19 protein-coding genes are annotated in these 16,718 nt (G+C 49.8%); 11 read left to right on the top strand and 8 right to left on the bottom strand.

Annotation, left to right across the window (positions count from 1 at the left end; all coding sequences use genetic code 11):
• The 4 genes from rdgB to ACWA6V_RS05225 all read left to right on the top strand — a co-directional run.
• Positions 1–471, top strand: a 471-nt coding sequence (gene rdgB, locus ACWA6V_RS05240) for an RdgB/HAM1 family non-canonical purine NTP pyrophosphatase (protein WP_449521494.1), incomplete at its 5' end; no start/stop codon positions are given.
• 1 nt (position 472) lies between these two features.
• Positions 473–1,666: a radical SAM family heme chaperone HemW gene (hemW, locus tag ACWA6V_RS05235; protein WP_449521495.1), complete on the top strand. Its 1,194-nt coding sequence runs from the start codon at positions 473–475 to the stop codon at positions 1,664–1,666.
• A gap of 15 nt (positions 1,667–1,681) precedes the next feature.
• A complete protein-coding gene (locus tag ACWA6V_RS05230; protein WP_449521493.1) occupies positions 1,682–2,002 on the top strand; it encodes a heavy metal-binding domain-containing protein in 321 nt (106 codons plus the stop codon).
• A 78-nt stretch (positions 2,003–2,080) separates the two neighbouring features.
• Positions 2,081–2,497: a Dabb family protein gene (locus tag ACWA6V_RS05225; RefSeq protein ID WP_449521492.1), complete on the top strand. Its 417-nt coding sequence runs from the start codon at positions 2,081–2,083 to the stop codon at positions 2,495–2,497.
• A 73-nt stretch (positions 2,498–2,570) separates the two neighbouring features.
• On the opposite strand, the gene ACWA6V_RS05220 is transcribed toward ACWA6V_RS05225, so the two are convergent.
• Positions 2,571–3,341 (bottom strand): exodeoxyribonuclease III, encoded by a 771-nt coding sequence (locus tag ACWA6V_RS05220; protein ID WP_310068839.1) that lies wholly within the window; start codon positions 3,339–3,341, stop codon positions 2,571–2,573.
• A 210-nt stretch (positions 3,342–3,551) separates the two neighbouring features.
• Here ACWA6V_RS05220 and pyrE point away from each other — a divergent pair, with 210 nt between their 5' ends.
• A complete protein-coding gene (gene pyrE, locus ACWA6V_RS05215) occupies positions 3,552–4,202 on the top strand; it encodes an orotate phosphoribosyltransferase (protein ID WP_449521491.1) in 651 nt (216 codons plus the stop codon).
• Positions 4,203–4,225: 23 nt separating this feature from the next.
• Complete coding sequence (locus ACWA6V_RS05210; protein WP_449521490.1) at positions 4,226–4,834, top strand: hypothetical protein; 609 nt, start codon at positions 4,226–4,228, stop codon at positions 4,832–4,834.
• 67 nt (positions 4,835–4,901) lie between these two features.
• On the opposite strand, the gene slmA is transcribed toward ACWA6V_RS05210, so the two are convergent.
• From slmA to coaBC, 4 genes are all read right to left on the bottom strand, one after another.
• Positions 4,902–5,501: a nucleoid occlusion factor SlmA gene (gene slmA, locus ACWA6V_RS05205; protein ID WP_449521489.1), complete on the bottom strand. Its 600-nt coding sequence runs from the start codon at positions 5,499–5,501 to the stop codon at positions 4,902–4,904.
• Positions 5,502–5,573: 72 nt separating this feature from the next.
• Positions 5,574–6,482 (bottom strand): acetylglutamate kinase, encoded by a 909-nt coding sequence (gene argB, locus ACWA6V_RS05200; RefSeq protein WP_449521488.1) that lies wholly within the window; start codon positions 6,480–6,482, stop codon positions 5,574–5,576.
• Positions 6,483–6,488: 6 nt separating this feature from the next.
• Positions 6,489–9,017 (bottom strand): phosphomannomutase/phosphoglucomutase, encoded by a 2,529-nt coding sequence (locus ACWA6V_RS05195; protein WP_449521487.1) that lies wholly within the window; start codon positions 9,015–9,017, stop codon positions 6,489–6,491.
• Between the two features lie 56 nt (positions 9,018–9,073).
• Complete coding sequence (coaBC, locus tag ACWA6V_RS05190) at positions 9,074–10,276, bottom strand: bifunctional phosphopantothenoylcysteine decarboxylase/phosphopantothenate--cysteine ligase CoaBC (protein WP_449521486.1); 1,203 nt, start codon at positions 10,274–10,276, stop codon at positions 9,074–9,076.
• A 205-nt stretch (positions 10,277–10,481) separates the two neighbouring features.
• On the opposite strand from coaBC, the gene radC reads away from it, so the two are divergent.
• The 4 genes from radC to ACWA6V_RS05170 all read left to right on the top strand — a co-directional run bounded on the left by radC (position 10,482) and on the right by ACWA6V_RS05170 (position 13,515).
• On the top strand, positions 10,482–11,156 hold the full coding sequence (gene radC / locus ACWA6V_RS05185; protein WP_449521485.1) for a RadC family protein: 675 nt from the start codon (positions 10,482–10,484) through the stop codon (positions 11,154–11,156).
• A gap of 301 nt (positions 11,157–11,457) precedes the next feature.
• Positions 11,458–11,694 carry a 50S ribosomal protein L28 gene (gene rpmB, locus ACWA6V_RS05180; protein WP_449521484.1) on the top strand — a complete coding sequence of 79 codons (237 nt, stop codon included), beginning with the start codon at positions 11,458–11,460 and terminating at the stop codon, positions 11,692–11,694.
• Between the two features lie 15 nt (positions 11,695–11,709).
• On the top strand, positions 11,710–11,865 hold the full coding sequence (rpmG, locus tag ACWA6V_RS05175) for a 50S ribosomal protein L33 (RefSeq protein ID WP_007639321.1): 156 nt from the start codon (positions 11,710–11,712) through the stop codon (positions 11,863–11,865).
• 249 nt (positions 11,866–12,114) lie between these two features.
• Positions 12,115–13,515: an HDOD domain-containing protein gene (locus ACWA6V_RS05170; protein ID WP_449521483.1), complete on the top strand. Its 1,401-nt coding sequence runs from the start codon at positions 12,115–12,117 to the stop codon at positions 13,513–13,515.
• 74 nt (positions 13,516–13,589) lie between these two features.
• Here ACWA6V_RS05170 and ACWA6V_RS05165 read toward each other — a convergent pair whose 3' ends face one another.
• The gene (locus ACWA6V_RS05165) at positions 13,590–14,231 is read right to left on the bottom strand and encodes an Npun_F0296 family exosortase-dependent surface protein (protein WP_449521482.1); all 642 of its coding nucleotides are present in this window, start codon (positions 14,229–14,231) and stop codon (positions 13,590–13,592) included.
• A 335-nt stretch (positions 14,232–14,566) separates the two neighbouring features.
• Here ACWA6V_RS05165 and mutM point away from each other — a divergent pair, with 335 nt between their 5' ends.
• Positions 14,567–15,379: a bifunctional DNA-formamidopyrimidine glycosylase/DNA-(apurinic or apyrimidinic site) lyase gene (gene mutM, locus ACWA6V_RS05160; RefSeq protein ID WP_449521481.1), complete on the top strand. Its 813-nt coding sequence runs from the start codon at positions 14,567–14,569 to the stop codon at positions 15,377–15,379.
• 21 nt (positions 15,380–15,400) lie between these two features.
• Here mutM and coaD read toward each other — a convergent pair whose 3' ends face one another.
• On the bottom strand, positions 15,401–15,880 hold the full coding sequence (gene coaD / locus ACWA6V_RS05155) for a pantetheine-phosphate adenylyltransferase (protein WP_449521480.1): 480 nt from the start codon (positions 15,878–15,880) through the stop codon (positions 15,401–15,403).
• Positions 15,881–15,976: 96 nt separating this feature from the next.
• Positions 15,977–16,588 (bottom strand): 16S rRNA (guanine(966)-N(2))-methyltransferase RsmD, encoded by a 612-nt coding sequence (rsmD, locus tag ACWA6V_RS05150; RefSeq protein WP_449521479.1) that lies wholly within the window; start codon positions 16,586–16,588, stop codon positions 15,977–15,979.
• Positions 16,589–16,718 lie beyond the last annotated feature (130 nt).

Here is a 16,718-nt window from a genome sequence, read left to right as displayed (position 1 = left end):
TTTGTTGAAAATGCCATCATCAAAGCGCGTTATGCCTGCGCCAAAACTGGCTTGCTCGCAATCGCCGATGATTCTGGTATTGAAGTTGATGCACTTAATGGACGCCCCGGAATTTATTCCGCGCGCTATGCCGGTGAAGCGGCAAAAGATGCGGATAACAATACAAAATTATTGCAAGAATTAAGTGGTACACCCACTGAAAAACGTACCGCCCGTTATCATGCCGTCCTTGCGTTTATGCGCCATGCTGAAGATCCGACACCGATTTTATGTCACGGTGTGTGGGAGGGTGTGATTCTCACCGAGCCGCGTGGCGAAGGTGGTTTTGGTTATGATCCTTTATTTTTTGTTCCCAGCCACAATTGTGCATCAGCGGAATTGGATAAAGCAGAAAAAAATCGCATCAGCCATCGCGGCAAAGCGATGCAGGAATTATTGCAAAAATTATCTACATTGACTGGCAATGAATAACATGTCCCTGCAATTGCCACCGCTAGCACTCTATGTACACGTGCCCTGGTGCATTCGAAAATGCCCCTATTGCGATTTTAATTCCCACCAAGCAAATAATGATATTCCGGAAGCAGATTATGTCGCAGCACTGCGTTTTGACTTACAGCAAGATCAAACACTCGCGCAGGGGCGCAAACTCACCAGCATTTTTTTTGGCGGTGGTACGCCGAGTATGCTTTCGGCGCAAGCGATTGGGCAGATATTGACTGACGCGGAAAGGATTATCGGTTTTGAACCCGATATTGAGATCACACTCGAAGCAAACCCCGGTACCTTCGAGCAGGAAAAATTTTCCGGCTTTCGTGCGGCAGGAGTTAATCGTTTATCCATTGGAATTCAAAGTTTTAATGACCAGCAATTAAAACTGCTCGGGCGTGTACATGGTCGCGCTGAAGCCCTGCGCGCAGTGGGTGTTGCACGCAAAGCTGGCTTCGATAATATCAATCTGGATTTAATGCACGGCTTGCCCGAGCAATCCGTTGATGCAGCCAAAGCCGATTTGCAACAGGCGATTGAGCTCGCACCGGAACATCTTTCCTGGTATCAATTAACCATTGAACAAAACACCGCATTTTATTCTGCACCGCCGATCTTGCCGGAGGAGGAAATCCTTGCTGATATCCAGGATGCAGGCATCGAATTATTGGCTGCGGCTGGCTACGAGCAATATGAAATTTCCGCTTATGCGCGCGACAAAAAACATGCGCGCCACAATCTCAACTATTGGGAATTTGGCGACTATCTTGGAGTAGGCGCTGGCGCCCATGGAAAAATTACGTTTCCAGCGGATAATAAAATCCTGCGCCTGTGGAAGACTCGGTTACCTAAACATTATTTAGACGCAACCGATTCACAAAAAATATCCACCAATCTGGATGGACACCAAAATGTATTTGGCGGCGGCAGCGATTTATTATTGCCCGATGCATTGCCACTGGAATTTATGATGAATGCCCTGCGTTTGCATGCGGGCGTACCGGTAAATTATTTTGCTGAGCGCACGGGCGTGGCTTGGCAAACGCTTGAACCTCACTGGCAAACGTTGACTCAACAGGGTTTGGTAGAAATTGTGGAGGGTTACGCGCGACCTACGGTGATGGGCCGTCGCTTTTTAAATCGCGTATTACAAACATTTATAAACGACACTGAATAAGTTAAGGAGCTTTTTATGTTAATGACCACCACCCCGAGCGTTGAAGGAAAAAATATTACCCGTTATTGCGGTGTTGTTGCGGGCGAAGCAATTCTGGGAGCCAATTTATTTAAAGATTTGTTTGCAGGCATCCGCGACTTGGTCGGCGGTCGCTCCGCTACCTATGAACGCGAATTACAAAAAGCACGCGAAATCGCCTTGCAAGAACTACAGGATCGCGCCAGTGAGTTAGGAGCAAATGCAGTGGTAGGTATAGACCTGGACTACGAAGTGATTGGCCAGAATGGCAGTATGTTAATGGTATCGGCCAGCGGCACGGCGGTGGTGATTGGGTAATATTGCGTAAAAGTTATTGTACTTGTTCTAAATTGGCGTAATTTTTCATCACCTCAACGCCACAAGAAAGGAGCAACAATGACTACTACACGCCGTGAATTTTTAACTGCCAGTGCTATCGCCGGAGCGGCTCTTGCATCATCCGGCGCACTGGCGAAATCCACTACAGCGATTAACCCTATGCCTAAATTACTGCATCATGTTTTTTTCTGGTTAAAGAATCCGGAATCGAAAGAGGACTTGGCTAAACTGATTGCCGGGGTCAAATCCCTTGCGGCCATTGAAACCGTGCGCAGCATTCATGTGGGAGTCCCAGCATCAACGGAAAAGCGCGAGGTAGTGGATAATTCCTATCACGTCTCCGAACTGCTGGGGTTTGATGATGTGGCAGGGCAAGATATCTACCAAGTGCATCCATTGCATAAAAAGTTTGTCGATGAACACCAACATCTGTGGAGCAAAGTTGTTGTTTACGACGCGCTCGCAGTTGATTGATGGTTCAGCAAATTACCGATAATAAAAAACCCGCTGCGGTAATCCGGAGCGGGTTTTTTCATTGTTTGCGCCTTTACAGTTCTATATCGTAATCAATGATTACTGGCATGTGACTGGAAAATTGCTGGGTTTTGTAGATAGCGGCGTATTCAACTTTAGCGCCGAGGCTGTTGGACACCACTTGGAAATCCGTGCGCCAGCCATCGCCATCGTCTTTCAGGCCCTTTGGCCACCAGCTGTATTCATCACCGTCTTTGTTAACCTTGCGGAAGGCGTCGACATAGCCAATTTGATTGAATAATTGACTCAACCATTGGCGTTCGTGGGGCAGGAATCCGGAGTTGTGTTGATTGGCTGCGCTATTGCTCACATCTTTGGGCGTGTGCGCCATTTGCCAATTGCCGCAAAAGATATACTCGCGACGTTTGCGGGTAATTTTGTCGAGATGCGCCTGAAAGTCATCAAAGAACTTGATTTTGACTTCTTGCGATTCCATTTCAGAACTGGCGCTGGGCGCAAGCAGTGAGCCAACACTCAATTGCTCAAAATCTACTTGTAAATAACGGCCTTCCATATCGACACCGGACGCAAAACCCAAGCCGTAAATAAGCGCCTTAGGTTGCAAACGGGTGTAAATCGCAACACCGTTGTAGTGTTTGGTACCGGAATCGAAAAAATAGGCGTGATAGCCCTTCAGCTCGAATTCGGGCTTCTCCAGCTCGCGCTCTAATGCGCGTAGATCCTGCAAGCAGATAAAATCTGCATCTTGATTCGCGAGCCAAGTGTATAGGCCGCGTTGCGCCGCCTGAAAAATACCATCGACGCTAAGACTGATAACTCTCATGTTAGCCCCTTGATTACGGACTGTGTATCATACCCGAGCTTTGTGTGATTGTGTTACCGCCAAGGCTGGGTTTTTTGTGGTAGACGTTACGAATTTTCACATCCTTACATTTGGATGGCTGCTGTGGCCCAAATGCGGGTCTGCTCATGGGCAAGACCTCGTTGTATTTATTTTGTCATCTCAAACTTAGTTCATAGTCGGATACTTTGCATGGAAAAATACCAATTTGACTTTATTCAGCTGGCCATCAGACACCAGGCGCTATGCTTTGGTGAATATGTGCTCAAATCTGGCCGTACCAGCCCCTACTTTTTTAATGCGGGCAAGTTCCAAACCGGACAGGCACTGGCAGAGCTGGGTCGCTATTATGCGGCGGCTATCACTGCATCTGGCGTGGAATTCGATATAGTGTTTGGCCCTGCTTATAAGGGAATCCCCTTGGCCGCGACTACGGCCATTGCCTTGGCCGACCAGTATCAGCGCGATCTGCCTTATTGCTATAACCGCAAAGAAGCCAAAGATCATGGAGAAGGTGGGACTTTGGTAGGGGCACCGTTACAGGGAAAAGTTCTCATTGTGGATGATGTCATCACCGCTGGAACTGCGGTGCGCGAAGTGATGGGTATTATCGACGCGGCCGGTGCAAAACCAGCGGCGGTACTGATTGGCTTAAATCGCCAGGAAAAAGGACAGAGGCAAATTTCTGCTATCCAAGAGGTGGAGCAGACGTTTGGCATTCCGGTCATTAGCATTATCAACTTGAATCACATCATTGATTATCTTGAAAACCAAAGTGGACAAGAGGCAATGGTGAATAAAATTAAAGAATATCGCGCGACCTACGGTGTAGAGCTCGCGTGATGCAAATGAGGTGACTGATACAGATGCGTAGCCTGTTGTTGACATTGATTACTTGTAGCTCACTATTGTTCAGCAGCTGGGCTGCGGCGCAAATCTCCTCGGCTAGTAAAGTAATTTATCGGTACAAAAACAAGGACGGCGTCACCGTATTAGATAGCAAAATTCCGCCACAGTATGTCAACAATGGTTATGAAATTGTATCACTCAGTGGCAAGGTTATTAAGGTCGTTGCGCCCGTAACACAAGGTGCTGAAGGTGAGCGCTTGTATAAGGAAAAGTTACAGCGCGAAGAACGTGAACGAGAAGATATCCAATTACGTCGCAGTTATAGCAATGTAGGCGATATAGAAGCGGCCAAAGCTCGCAACCTGGAAAGCCTACGCGGTAACATCGGCATTTTGCAGGCTAATCTCACCTCGGCCCGCTCACGGTTGCAAACCTATCAATCGCAAGCGGCGGCGATTGAGCGCGCAGGTCGGAAATTACCAGAAGACTTGCTGAAAAATATCAACAATTTGGTGCAGGAAGAAAAAGATATTCAAGTGCAGATTCAGCAGCGCGAGGATGAATACAAAACCGTAGAACAAAAATTTGATGCTGATCGTACACGGTTTGTTGAAATTACTCAGTAGCAATAACAATTTTGTGACCTAAAAAACCGGCAGCTGCCGGTTTTTTTTAACAAATTTTTATTAGGTCTTAACCTGCAATTAAAAACCCCTGTGCGATCAATTGCCATTGCTCTTGCCAGTACTCAGTAGGACGGCGGCGAAATTCGGTGCGCACAAATTCGGCGATGCGACCATCGACCAAGGCGATTAACAAATTAGCGGCTGCAGCAACAGGCAATTGAGGATGCAGGCCTTCGCGCAATTCCGCCTCGCGCAAAATTTGTTTTAGTTGGGTTTCAATACGGTCAAAAAATTGTGCAATGCGCACACGCAACCGCTCTGTTTCGCCGGTGAGTGCATCGCCAGTGAGCAAACGTGTCAAACCCGGATTACGCTCGGCAAAGGTGAGCAGCAGTGACAGGATTTTTTCGCAGCGTCTCAAGGATGATTTTTCTTCGGCTAAAATCAGCGTCACACGCGAAAAAATTGTCTCTTCAATGAACTCAATCAAACCCTCAAACATTTTGGATTTGCTGGGAAAGTGGCGATAGAGCGCCGCTTCCGATACACCAACTTCTTTGGCCAGTGCGGCAGTGGTAATACGCTCGCCCGGGCTGGCTTCCAGCATGCGCGCCAGACATTCGAGGATCTGCTGGCGGCGCGGGGTTTTGCTTGGGGATTTAATCATAGTGACTCCATTCAGAGCGATTCCATTCGGAATGTCGCGCGCCGGAATTTACACGCGGCGCGCGCCATAACATCAGGCATTGCGGGCTTTATTGGTGATCAATGTACCGACACCGGCATCGGTAAAAATTTCCAGCAGTACGGCGTGATCAACACGGCCATCAATAATGTGCGCGCTGGTCACACCGGCCTTTACCGCGTCGAGCGCGCAGGCAATCTTGGGTAACATGCCGCCATAAATAGTGCCATCAGCAATTAAACCATCGACTTGTTCGGTGCTGAGGCCGGTCAGTACCTTGCCTTGTTTATCCTGCAGGCCAGAGACGTTGGTGAGCAGCATTAATTTTTCGGCGCGCAGAAATTCAGCAATTTTTCCGGCGACCAAATCTGCATTGATATTGTAAGAGGCGCCGTCCACACCTACACCAATCGGTGCAATCACTGGAATAAAATCGCTATTGATCAACATATCGATCACGGCCGTGTTTACATTTTCCACTTCGCCCACATGGCCAATATCGAGAATTTCCGGTGCAAGCATTTCTGGTGTTTTATGAGTGACAGTTAATTTTTTGGCCTGGATTAATTTTCCGTCTTTACCGGTCAAACCAATTGCCTGGCCGCCATTGCGATTGATCAGACTGACGATTTGTTTGTTCACCGTACCACCGAGCACCATCTCTACGACATCCATAGTGGCGCTATCGGTGACGCGCATGCCGTTGATAAATTCGGATTTGATATTGAGTTTTTCCAACAGGCTGCCGATTTGTGGTCCACCGCCGTGCACTACCACCGGGTTCATACCAACCAGCTTCATCAATACAATGTCGCGCGCAAAACTGTTTTGCAGTTCTTCACCTTCCATTGCATTGCCGCCGAATTTTACGACCACAGTCTTGCCGGTGAAGCGCTGGATATAGGGCAGGGCTTCAGTTAATACATTGGCGATATTCATCGCTGATTCGCGGTTTAAAGACATAACAAATTAATCCTGTGAATTTAAATTGAACGTTAAACGGTTATCGACTTTGAGTAATTCCCGTTTAAAAATTTGCTGGATTTTTTCCAGTGAGTCGTGCGATTCCGCTTCAAAACGCAGCGTTAACGCGGGCGATGTATTGGAGGCGCGCACCAGCCCCCAGCCTTTGGTGTAATCCACCCGCAGGCCGTCAATGGTGGTAATAGTGCCGTTGGCAAAATCGCCGATCTCGCTGAGTTTTTTAATCAGCCCGAATTTGTCGAGTTCGGGAATTGCGATTTTAATTTCCGGTGTTGAATAGAGTTGCGGAAAGGCCGCAAAAATGTCATCGATTTTTTGGTCGCGCAGGGTAATGATTTCCAGCAAACGCGCCATCGCATAAATGCCATCATCAAAGCCGTACCAGCGATCTTTAATAAAAATATGGCCGGAATATTCGCCGCCGATCAGCGCTTGCGTTTCTTCCATTTTGGCTTTCATGGGTGAGTGGCCCGTCTTCCACATGATCGGGCGGCCGCCGTAGCTGCTAATTACCTGATTCAATTGGCGCGAGCATTTTACATCGAACAAGACATCGGCGCCGGGGTTGCGTGAAAGTACATCTTTGGCGAAAAGCATCAATAATCTATCGGGCCAAATAATATCGCCTTTGGGTGTTACCACCACTAAACGATCGCCGTCGCCATCAAACGCGACGCCGATATCCGCATTAGTCTCCTGCACTTTGGCAATTAACGCCTGCAGATTTTTTTCGATGGTTGGATCAGGATCATGGTTAGGGAATTCGCCATCGAGATCGCAAAATAATGGGATTACATCACAGCCCAATTCTTCAAACAATTGCGGCGCGACTATACCGGTTACCGCATTGCCCGCATCAACTACAATCGATACGTTACCGGCGAGTGCGACATCGGAAAAAATACGGTCGACATAGTCGGGAATAATTGCGCGCGGAGTTTCTTCACCCAATCCCTGGTGAAAACGCTGGCCGATAATGCGTGAGCGTAAATCAATAACGGCATCATCGGCGAGCGCGCGATTATTAATGACGACCTTAAAGCCGTTATATTCTTTGGGATTATGACTCGCGGTGACCATTACGCCACTGCTGGTGTCATCGAAGTGGAAGGTGGAAAAATACATTAGCGGTGTAGGTACCGCACCAATATTAATCACGTTGCAGCCTGAGCGCAGGATACCGCGTATCAATGCCTGGGTCAGTGCTTCGCTGTGGGTGCGGCCATCGCGTGCAACCACAATGGCCTGTTCGCCCTGGTCAATCGCTTCACTTCCGATAGCTTGGCCAATTAATTGGGCGAGTTCAGGTGTGACCTGGCTGCCGACCAATCCGCGAATATCATAGGAGCGGAAAATTTCGGCGGGTACATCCTCTTCACTGATTTTGTTGCGTGCACTGGCGCTGGATTTTTTACCGGAAGCCTGTTGCAAGCCGAGAATATTTTCATCTTCATCAATCACGGCGATGTCGAGAATATCCTGCTTTTGGAACAGGGGATTGGTCATGGCATCATCAGTATTGACCGATTCCTTGCTGGTTTTGACCACTTCGGCGATTGAGGGAGTTGCGGTATTTTTTTCGCCCAATTCAATGCGCACCAGAATTTTGCTGAGGAACCACACTAGTGCCAAGCTCCCCGCCACTATGAAGCTCACGATGGTCAGCCAAAGTGCAGGTAATTCTTCGGCGAGTGATAAGAGCTGGTCGGAGGGTGTAAATTTCACCGCGAGGTGACTACCTTCAACATTGCCTTGCAGAGTATTGCCTGCAGCACCTGTACCGAGTTTTGTTATTATTTGCGGTGGGCTGCCGGTAAATTGTTGCAGGAGTACAAACTCGCCTAAATGTTGGTCTGCAGGGGTAAACAGATTGATTAATTCTGTGGCATCTATGGTGACCATGAGTGTGCCCAGTGGTGGGCTCTTGTCATCTGCAGCGAGTGGGCGAATCCAATTAGTCATCCAGCGTTCATTAATTGCCACCAACTCGGGCAGCGCAGGCTGACGCTTTTCTGCACGCTGGATTAAATCCAATTCAGCATAGCGGATGGGAAATTCGGCCTCGCGATCCAATTGTGCGCTGCCCAGCGGGATCAAACGTACTTTGAGCGCGGAAGGTGTTTCACGCAGCCATTTTTTTTCCAGCAGATCGCGCTTCTCCGCCGTGTTATCGGGGTTGGTTGCATCGAGGCTGGTGGCCAGTTCAGGTTCGGCGGCGAGCTTGTCGATGAGTTGCGTCTGCTGCTGGAAATAACGGCTTAGGGTTTTGCTTCGCTCATCCACTTTTTCTTGCGTGAGCGAGCGCAAATTTTCCTGCGTTTGTTCGATCACCAAGTTTTGATAGAGCACATAGCCAACAACAGTGTTAATGATCAGTGCTATACCCAATAAGATCAGGAGTATTTTTTGCTGGACTGCAGCTTTGCGTTTGGCGGCGTCCAAGGCGCGCTGCTCGCTGCGCGAGAGATGTGCACCTGTGTCGGTTTTGAGTTTTGACGAATCCTTTGGGCTCACACCTGTACCTTTCTGCTAACTGAACGTGGAGTTTGTAGTGCTAATAAACATGAGGCTTATTGAGCTGTTATTTTTTGCGCAAAGAGTGCGATAAGTTCACGCGCCATTTGCTGCTTGCTGCGTTGGCTAATCTCGGTCGCGGTATTTTTTTCGACGAGTGTAACGGCATTGTCATCGCTGTTAAAACCAATGCTGCTATCGCTGATATTATTGGCGACTACCAGATCCAGATTCTTGCGCTGCAATTTGCTCCGTGCGTATTCCAACAGGTTTTCACTTTCGGCTGCAAAACCAATCGTAAAGGGTTTTGGGTCAAGCGTCGCAATACTTGCCACTATGTCGGGATTTTTCACCAGCGACAACGTTAGTGTATCGCTCACTCCTTTTTTTATTTTTTGTGCGGCGATTTGCGCGGGACGATAATCCGCCACGGCGGCGGCGGCGATAAATAAATCGCAGCCCTGCGCTGCAGCCAGACTCGCCACGTGCATATCCTCTGCACTGATTACATCAATGCGCGTCACTCGCGGAGGTATTGCCAGCTGCGTCGGGCCACTGATTAAAATCGTTTTAGCCCCGGCTTCCGCTGCTGCTTGCGCCAGGGCGTAGCCCATTTTGCCTGAGCTGTAGTTGCTCAGGTAGCGCACCGGGTCGAGCGCTTCGCGCGTCGGACCGGCGGTAATCACTACTTTTTTGCCCGCCAGACTGCCACCGGTAAAGAGGCGGGCGGCGGCATCGACGAGTTGTAGTGGCTCGAGCATGCGCCCTGGTCCTACGTCGCCGCACGCCTGTCCACCCTCGGCGGGGCCGAAGATATGGACCTTGCGTTTGATCAAGGTATCCAGATTGGTCTGCGTGGCCTGGTTGTGCCACATGCCTTGGTTCATCGCCGGTGCTATGGCGATGGGGGCGGCGGTGGCAAGGCAGATACTGGTGAGCAGGTCATTGCCCAAACCCTGCGTCAGGCGAGCCATAAAATCCGCGGTAGCGGGGGCGATCAAGACCAGGTCTGCCCAGCGCGCCAGTTGGATATGCCCCATGCCCGCTTCGGCTTCAGGGTCGAGCAATTGGGTATGTACTGGATTGCCCGAGAGCGCTTGCATTGTCAGTGGTGTGATAAATTCCTGCGCTGCGGGCGTCATTACCACCTGCACACTGGCACCGGCATCTTGCAGGCGTCGCACCAGGTCGGCACTTTTGTAGGCGGCAATACCACCGGTGACGCCGAGCAGGATCTGTTTATTGGCGAGCGATGTCATAGGGGCGGTTAGGTTCCGGGAATAAAGAAGAACGTTTAGTGAACAACCTTAGCCCTGCTTGGCGTAATTGGCCACTAACGGCGCCAGCCCCGCAGGGCTTGACGAAAGCGGGTTAAGATACCATTCTTGCCGGCGTTTTCGTATCTGTCGGTGACAGTTGCCGACACTAAAAGGAATGACCAGATCCCACTACAAGGAGTTGTCCATGTCGATTGCCCATTGGCCTGAAGCCGAACGCCCCCGCGAAAAACTCTTAGCACTTGGCCCGCGCGCCTTATCTGATGCCGAATTACTCGCTATTTTCCTGCGCGTTGGCTGCGTCGGCAAATCGGCGGTCGACCTAGCGCGTGAGTTATTGCAGGAATACGGCGGCCTGCGCCAGCTGCTAGAGGCATCGCAAGCCGAGTTCTGCAAAGGCCTCGGGCTTGGCAATGCCAAATACGCGCAACTGCAAGCAGTATTGGAGATGGGACGGCGCCATCTTTCCGCGGCGATGAAAGCGGGCGATCTGCTTACCAGTCCGGATCTGGTGCGCAACTACCTTAGCGCCCAGCTGCGTCATCAGCCACGCGAAGTCTTTGCGGTCTTGTTCCTGGATAACCAGAACCGGTTGATTACCTATGAAGAATTATTCTTCGGTACTATCGACGGCGCCTCTGTTTATCCGCGAGAAGTAGTGCGGCGCGCGTTAGCTCATAATTGCGCAGCCGTCATACTCAGTCACAACCATCCTAGTGGCGTGGCTGAACCTAGCCAAGCCGATTGCCGTATTACCCAGCGCCTGCAGGCCGCGCTGGACTTGATCGACGTGCGGGTGGTTGACCATATGGTGGTGGGTGATAGCGAGGTAATTTCCTTTGCCGAGCGAGGATTGCTCTGAAAGCGCGCCTCTAAGACGGTTGTCCCAGTTTTTTTGGTCAAAAAAACAGCTTTTCATTGCTATTGGAAGGCTGTTTTGGTATAAAACGCGGCTCTTTGCGGCAGGGTTGTGAAGGCGTATTAAAAGAGCGCCATTTCCGCGCAAATTTCGCTTTGGGATTTGCTGCTCCAACCCTGAAATTAACCCGCGTTTAGGAAAGAATAGGCTGCTTACAACAATGCTCTAGGCTGGTTGTTAGTCTGTTTTACGGTTCTAACACAGCGTCCAGCTTAGCGCGCTGAATTTTTAATGAGGCAATAAAATGTCCAAGGTATGTCAAGTTACTGGTAAACGTCCCATTACCGGCAACAATGTTTCCCACGCAAAAAACCACACCAAGCGTCGTTTTTTGCCAAACCTGCAATCTCACCGTTTTTGGGTGGAAGCCGAGAAGCGTTTCGTGACTCTGCGCCTGACTCCAAAAGGTATGCGTATCATCGACAAGCGTGGCATTGGCGCTGTGTTGGCTGATGTTCGTGCCAACGGCCATAAAGTGTAATTAGGAGCTATAGTCATGCGCGAAAAAATTCGTCTGAACTCTTCTGCTGGTACTGGTCACTTCTACACCACTGACAAGAACAAGCGCACCATGCCAGAAAAGATGGAAATCAAAAAGTTTGACCCAGTTGTGCGCAAGCACGTGGTCTACAAAGAAGGCAAAATCAAGTAATTGATTGTTGGTTTCGCTAAAAACCCGGTCTCTGCACCGGGTTTTTTATTGCCTGAAATTCCCTTCCAGTTAATAAAAAATGAATCTAAGGTGCCAAAAGGCAGAATTCAGCGACCTGAACTACACTCAAGCCAATAATCGATAACAAATGCAGTCAGTAGCGCTGGAGTCCAAGGTTTGAATGCACCAATAGTCGCAACCCAACGTCTAGTCGCAGAGCCGAAAGTCACGCCAACACAGGTTTTTCCTATGACAGAAATCCGCGGGCTTGAGGAATGGATGACCACTCTTGCCGAACAAGAACTGCCGACGCTCAACGCGGTGGTAAGGGAGATCTGCGAGCTGAGCGAAAATGAAAAATGCCGCGCGGAGGATTTGACTAAAATTATTTTGCGCGATGCGGACCTCACCTCCAAAGTATTAAAAATCGCCAACTCGGTGCATTACAACCCGTCATTCGCGTCGATCAAAACAGTCTCGCGCGCGATTGTCCATTTGGGTTTTGACAACCTGCGCAATATTACTCTCGCTACGACGTTGATTGAGAATTTTTTAAAGGGCAAACCCAAAACCTTATTGATCCAGAGTTTGGCGCGCTCGTTTCACGCTGCCGTGCAGGCGAAAGCGATGGTGCCGTTTTTGGATGGCGATAAAAAAGAGCAAGTGTTTATTGCAGCACTATTGCGCAATATTAGCGAACTTGCGCTTATCTCTACCGGGCGCAAAGTTGTTGAAAGTTTTATTGAGGCGCGCGATCAGGATCCACAAGCCGAACACAGTTTGGCGTTGGAATATTTGGGGGTAGATACCAGTTTGTTATCGCGCCATTTAATTAAAGACTGGACACTCGGCGATTTGCTGAGCGAAGCCTGTGAAAACCATGTGCATTCCAGTGCTGCCGCGCGCGCAGTCAATCTGGGTAACCAAATCAGCACCTATACCCAGCGTGGAATGAAAAGTCAAGAGATGCAAAAGCTTTGTCAACAAACGGCGAATCTGTGCAAGATTTCTTTGGACGACGCAAAAAAACAAATACTGATGATGGCTGATGAAGCTTCGGTAATTGCCAAGATTTATGGTGTAGAAGTATTAATCAGTTCTTTGCCGGATCCAGCGTTAATAGAACAAAAAGAAGAGAGCGCGGAAAAGCCGGATTATTTATTCCAACAGCAACTCAACCAAATCCACAAAGCAATGTTAGCGGGTGATGACTTCCCCAAAATTACGCAGCTGTCACTTGCAGCATTGCATGAAGGCTCAGGTATATCCCGGGTGGCGATTTTGGTCGTGGATCATAAAAGTAAAATGCTTGATGTCCGATATGTTGTTGGCAAGGGAACACATCTCTGGCGGCAGCGCATTAAAATCAATCTTGAACAATTACACAAAGGTGAATTGTTGCACGAGTTTTTGCGCACTCAACAACCGCTATGGTATCAACCATCCAGCGTGCTGAAAGATACAGGTGCATTACAGATGATGGGCGCTACCGGCGCTATTTTTCTTGCCCCACTGTTACTGAATAAGCGTCTGATGGCTTTGGCCTATGCGGATGCGGAAACCGGTACGCTGAGTGCGCGCCAATTTGAAGAATTTCAACTCATTGCCAATCAGCTGAATTTAATGATGCGTTTTAGTGCAAGCAGCTGATATCGAAGTGAATGCCTGGGCGATAAAAAAACCGCTGTGGATAATCCGCAGCGGTTTTTTTATCGGATATTCATTTATTGGCGGCTAATGCGTTCCTGGCGGCGTGCCAGTGTCAACCCGACCAGCCCCAACAACAATAACAACGCGGTGGTTGGCTCGGTAACCGAAACCAGCTTTTTAAAGGCGTGGTTATCACTTTCAAAGGCAAAGCCATTGCTGGTTAATTTAACACTGTCGTAAGACTCGCTGCCAAAATCAAAATTGATATAGCGGTTGGAGTTGAGGCTTAGCTGGTTACCATTGGCAAATTGGCCGACAATGTCGCTGCCTGAGAAGCTGGCGATCAAGTCGTTGCCCAGATAAAAGCTGATGAAGTTATAGCTGTCGATTGAACCCCAGAAAATACCAAAATAATCCGCCGCGCTCCCCAGGGTAAATAGGGCACTTTGGGTGGTGGGCGACGGGTTGGGCACCGTCAAATATTGTGAGTTAACGCCCAAGGGCTGCGCATATTTGCCACTCTGGTTGCCGGTGACCAGGGCAAAGTCGCCGCTGCAGCTGGCATAGCCACAGCCAGAGTTAAAATCAACCGTCGTTGCACCAGCAACTGAGCTGGCAACATCACCGGCATTGGATAAGGAGACAATCGGCAGCGCTTGTGCAGCGCCCGTGGCTAACAACAAGGGAAAAAGCAACGCGGTAAACAGGTTCTTCATTCAACACTCCAGAGGGTAAACAGGGCGCGACAGGGTCGGGCTAATAAGCGGTCCAAAAAGACGTCTACATATTTGGCACTTATCCGCTACCGCTGGATTTTTGCCAACATCACCACTTGAGCAACTTGCAGGCCAATCTTTGCTAAAAATGTGAATTAGTTCTCAATTTTTTGTGATGAGTATCACATTCGAAATTCTAGTCTGGGTTTTGTTTATTTCCATGCCAGTGAAAGAATATTTTGGTTATTTTTGATGAAAAATATGCCAAATCTCGATGATTTAGTTCTATCAACCCACTAGCATGTGCTTTTTTACGATAAAAATGAGGAAACCCTATGCCCGAGTTACCCGAAGTCGAAACCACCCTGCGCGGCATAGCTCCCCACGTGCTGGGGCAAAAAGTGACGGAGATTGTCATTCGCCAACCGCGATTGCGCTGGCCAATCCCACTGGAGCTGGCGAAGCTGGTCAGTGGGCAGAGGCTGGTGAATGCCGTACGGCGCGGGAAATATCTGCTGCTCGATTTTGGCAACGGCCATGCGCTTATCCATTTGGGCATGTCGGGCAGCTTGCGTATTGTTAACACCGACGAGCCGCCGTCATTCCACGACCATTTTGATTTGGTATTTGGCAAACGTGCGCTGCGCTATTGCGATCCGCGCCGTTTTGGCTGTTTGCTGTGGGTGGACGGCGAGCCTGAGTTGCACAAATTGCTGGCCGATTTGGGACCGGAGCCGCTGACCGATGGCTTCACGGCGGATTATCTGTATAAGCGCACCCGCAAGCGCAGCCAGGCGATCAAGCAATTCATCATGGACAGTAAAATCGTGGTGGGGGTGGGTAATATTTACGCTAATGAATCCCTGTTTATGGCGGGCATCAAGCCCATCCGTAAGGCGGGTTCGCTGACACGCAAAAATTGTGAAGATCTGGTGTGCGATATCAAATTTGTATTGCAGCGCTCGATTGACCAGGGCGGGACAACACTGCGCGATTTTGTCGGCGGCGACGGTAAGCCCGGTTACTTCAAACAGCAGTTACTTGTGTACGGGCGCGGCGGCGAGCCCTGCATCCGGTGTAAAAAGCCGCTTAAAGAGGTGCGCATGAATGATCGCACCACTGTGTATTGTGTGGCTTGCCAGAAATAATCGATCAGTAATGGCGGCGGGTTATTTGCCGAATTTGCGTTTGAGCGCAGCCTCTACCGGGGCGGCGACAAACTTGCTGACATCGCCACCGAGAAAAGCGATCTCGCGCACTATAGAAGAAGATATATAGGAAAGGTGTTCGGCCGGGGTGAGGAAAATGCTTTCCATGGTCGGCGCCAGCGCGCGGTTCATATTCGCCAACTGGAATTCGTATTCAAAGTCGGACACGGCGCGCAACCCGCGCAATACTGCCTGGGCGTTTTGCTGGCGTACAAATTCCACCAGTAAAATATCAAAGCCGCACACAGTCACATTGGGTACGTGGGCGAGGGTTTCCTTGGCCAGAGCGACTCGCTCATCCAATGTAAACAACGGGTTTTTGCGATTGCTCGCCGCCACGGCCAGTATCACATTGTCGAACAGGCGGCAGGCGCGCTCCACCAAATCGATATGGCCGTTGGTGATGGGGTCAAAGGTTCCTGGGTAGACCACTGTGCGCATAGGAGTATTCCGTGGTGGAGGCCGGTCGGCGAGGCGCGCATGGTACAAAATTCACTGGTCACTAGCCAGCGCGAGCACCATCGCAGCAGATCCAGTTTAGTTGCTATCGGCCGAAGTGTGGCGATGATACAGGCGGAAGCTCACCTGACCAGCTTGTTTATCGTCATGTAACTGCCACTTGCCGGTCAGTTGCAAATTGGCATCCCCTGCTGCTTCAAGGTAGATAACGGCCTCGTCGCTCAGCCATGCTTGAGCTTCCAGCGCTGCGGCAATAGGCTCCCACAATTCGAGCGCAAAGGGTGGATCGATAAAGATAATATCGAATGGTTGGGGCGGTTGTTGCTTGAGCCATTGCAGGCTGTCCACCTGTTCGACCTGGCCATTGTCGGCCTGTAATAATTGCAGATTACTTTTGAGTTGCTGCGCGGCGGCAGCGTGTTTTTCCAGCAACAGGCTGGACTGTGCACCGCGCGATAAGGCTTCTAACCCCAGCGCCCCCGATCCGGCAAACAGGTCGAGACAGCGAGCGCCCTGGATATCCGGAGCCAACCAATTGAATAAGGTTTCCCGGATACGGTCACCGGTCGGGCGCAGGCCATCCACATCGGGAAAGTTGAGTTTACGCCCGCGCCAGATGCCACCAATGATGCGCAATTGGTTGCTGCCAGCGGGCTTGGGTTTGGATGATTTTGCGACAGGTTTGGGCAAGGCATTTCTCTACCGGTAGATGAGAAGTGGTAGGATAGCGCTTTTGCCGGATTTGCAGAAACCCTATCTGCCCGGGCACAGCATCCACCTCTCAGGTTAAGACCCAGACCAACACTATGTTTTTCAATCT

It is taken from the genome of Cellvibrio sp., from assembly GCF_053579595.1.
Note: the sequence above shows the minus strand (reverse complement) of the source record. Positions and strands in the feature narration are given on the sequence as shown.

What these genes read in the sequence shown, in the direction of transcription:
- ACWA6V_RS05165 (WP_449521482.1), bottom strand. Translation starts at nt 14,231, where the DNA reads ATGAAGAACCTGTTTACCGCGTTGCTTTTTCCCTTGTTGTTAGCCACG.
- coaD (WP_449521480.1), bottom strand. Translation starts at nt 15,880, where the DNA reads ATGCGCACAGTGGTCTACCCAGGAACCTTTGACCCCATCACCAACGGC.
- ACWA6V_RS05170 (WP_449521483.1), top strand. Translation starts at nt 12,115, where the DNA reads ATGACAGAAATCCGCGGGCTTGAGGAATGGATGACCACTCTTGCCGAA.
- ACWA6V_RS05210 (WP_449521490.1), top strand. Translation starts at nt 4,226, where the DNA reads ATGCGTAGCCTGTTGTTGACATTGATTACTTGTAGCTCACTATTGTTC.
- radC (WP_449521485.1), top strand. Translation starts at nt 10,482, where the DNA reads ATGTCGATTGCCCATTGGCCTGAAGCCGAACGCCCCCGCGAAAAACTC.
- argB (WP_449521488.1), bottom strand. Translation starts at nt 6,482, where the DNA reads ATGTCTTTAAACCGCGAATCAGCGATGAATATCGCCAATGTATTAACT.
- pyrE (WP_449521491.1), top strand. Translation starts at nt 3,552, where the DNA reads ATGGAAAAATACCAATTTGACTTTATTCAGCTGGCCATCAGACACCAG.
- ACWA6V_RS05225 (WP_449521492.1), top strand. Translation starts at nt 2,081, where the DNA reads ATGACTACTACACGCCGTGAATTTTTAACTGCCAGTGCTATCGCCGGA.
- slmA (WP_449521489.1), bottom strand. Translation starts at nt 5,501, where the DNA reads ATGATTAAATCCCCAAGCAAAACCCCGCGCCGCCAGCAGATCCTCGAA.
- hemW (WP_449521495.1), top strand. Translation starts at nt 473, where the DNA reads ATGTCCCTGCAATTGCCACCGCTAGCACTCTATGTACACGTGCCCTGG.
- coaBC (WP_449521486.1), bottom strand. Translation starts at nt 10,276, where the DNA reads ATGACATCGCTCGCCAATAAACAGATCCTGCTCGGCGTCACCGGTGGT.
- ACWA6V_RS05230 (WP_449521493.1), top strand. Translation starts at nt 1,682, where the DNA reads ATGTTAATGACCACCACCCCGAGCGTTGAAGGAAAAAATATTACCCGT.
- ACWA6V_RS05220 (WP_310068839.1), bottom strand. Translation starts at nt 3,341, where the DNA reads ATGAGAGTTATCAGTCTTAGCGTCGATGGTATTTTTCAGGCGGCGCAA.
- rpmB (WP_449521484.1), top strand. Translation starts at nt 11,458, where the DNA reads ATGTCCAAGGTATGTCAAGTTACTGGTAAACGTCCCATTACCGGCAAC.
- rpmG (WP_007639321.1), top strand. Translation starts at nt 11,710, where the DNA reads ATGCGCGAAAAAATTCGTCTGAACTCTTCTGCTGGTACTGGTCACTTC.
- mutM (WP_449521481.1), top strand. Translation starts at nt 14,567, where the DNA reads ATGCCCGAGTTACCCGAAGTCGAAACCACCCTGCGCGGCATAGCTCCC.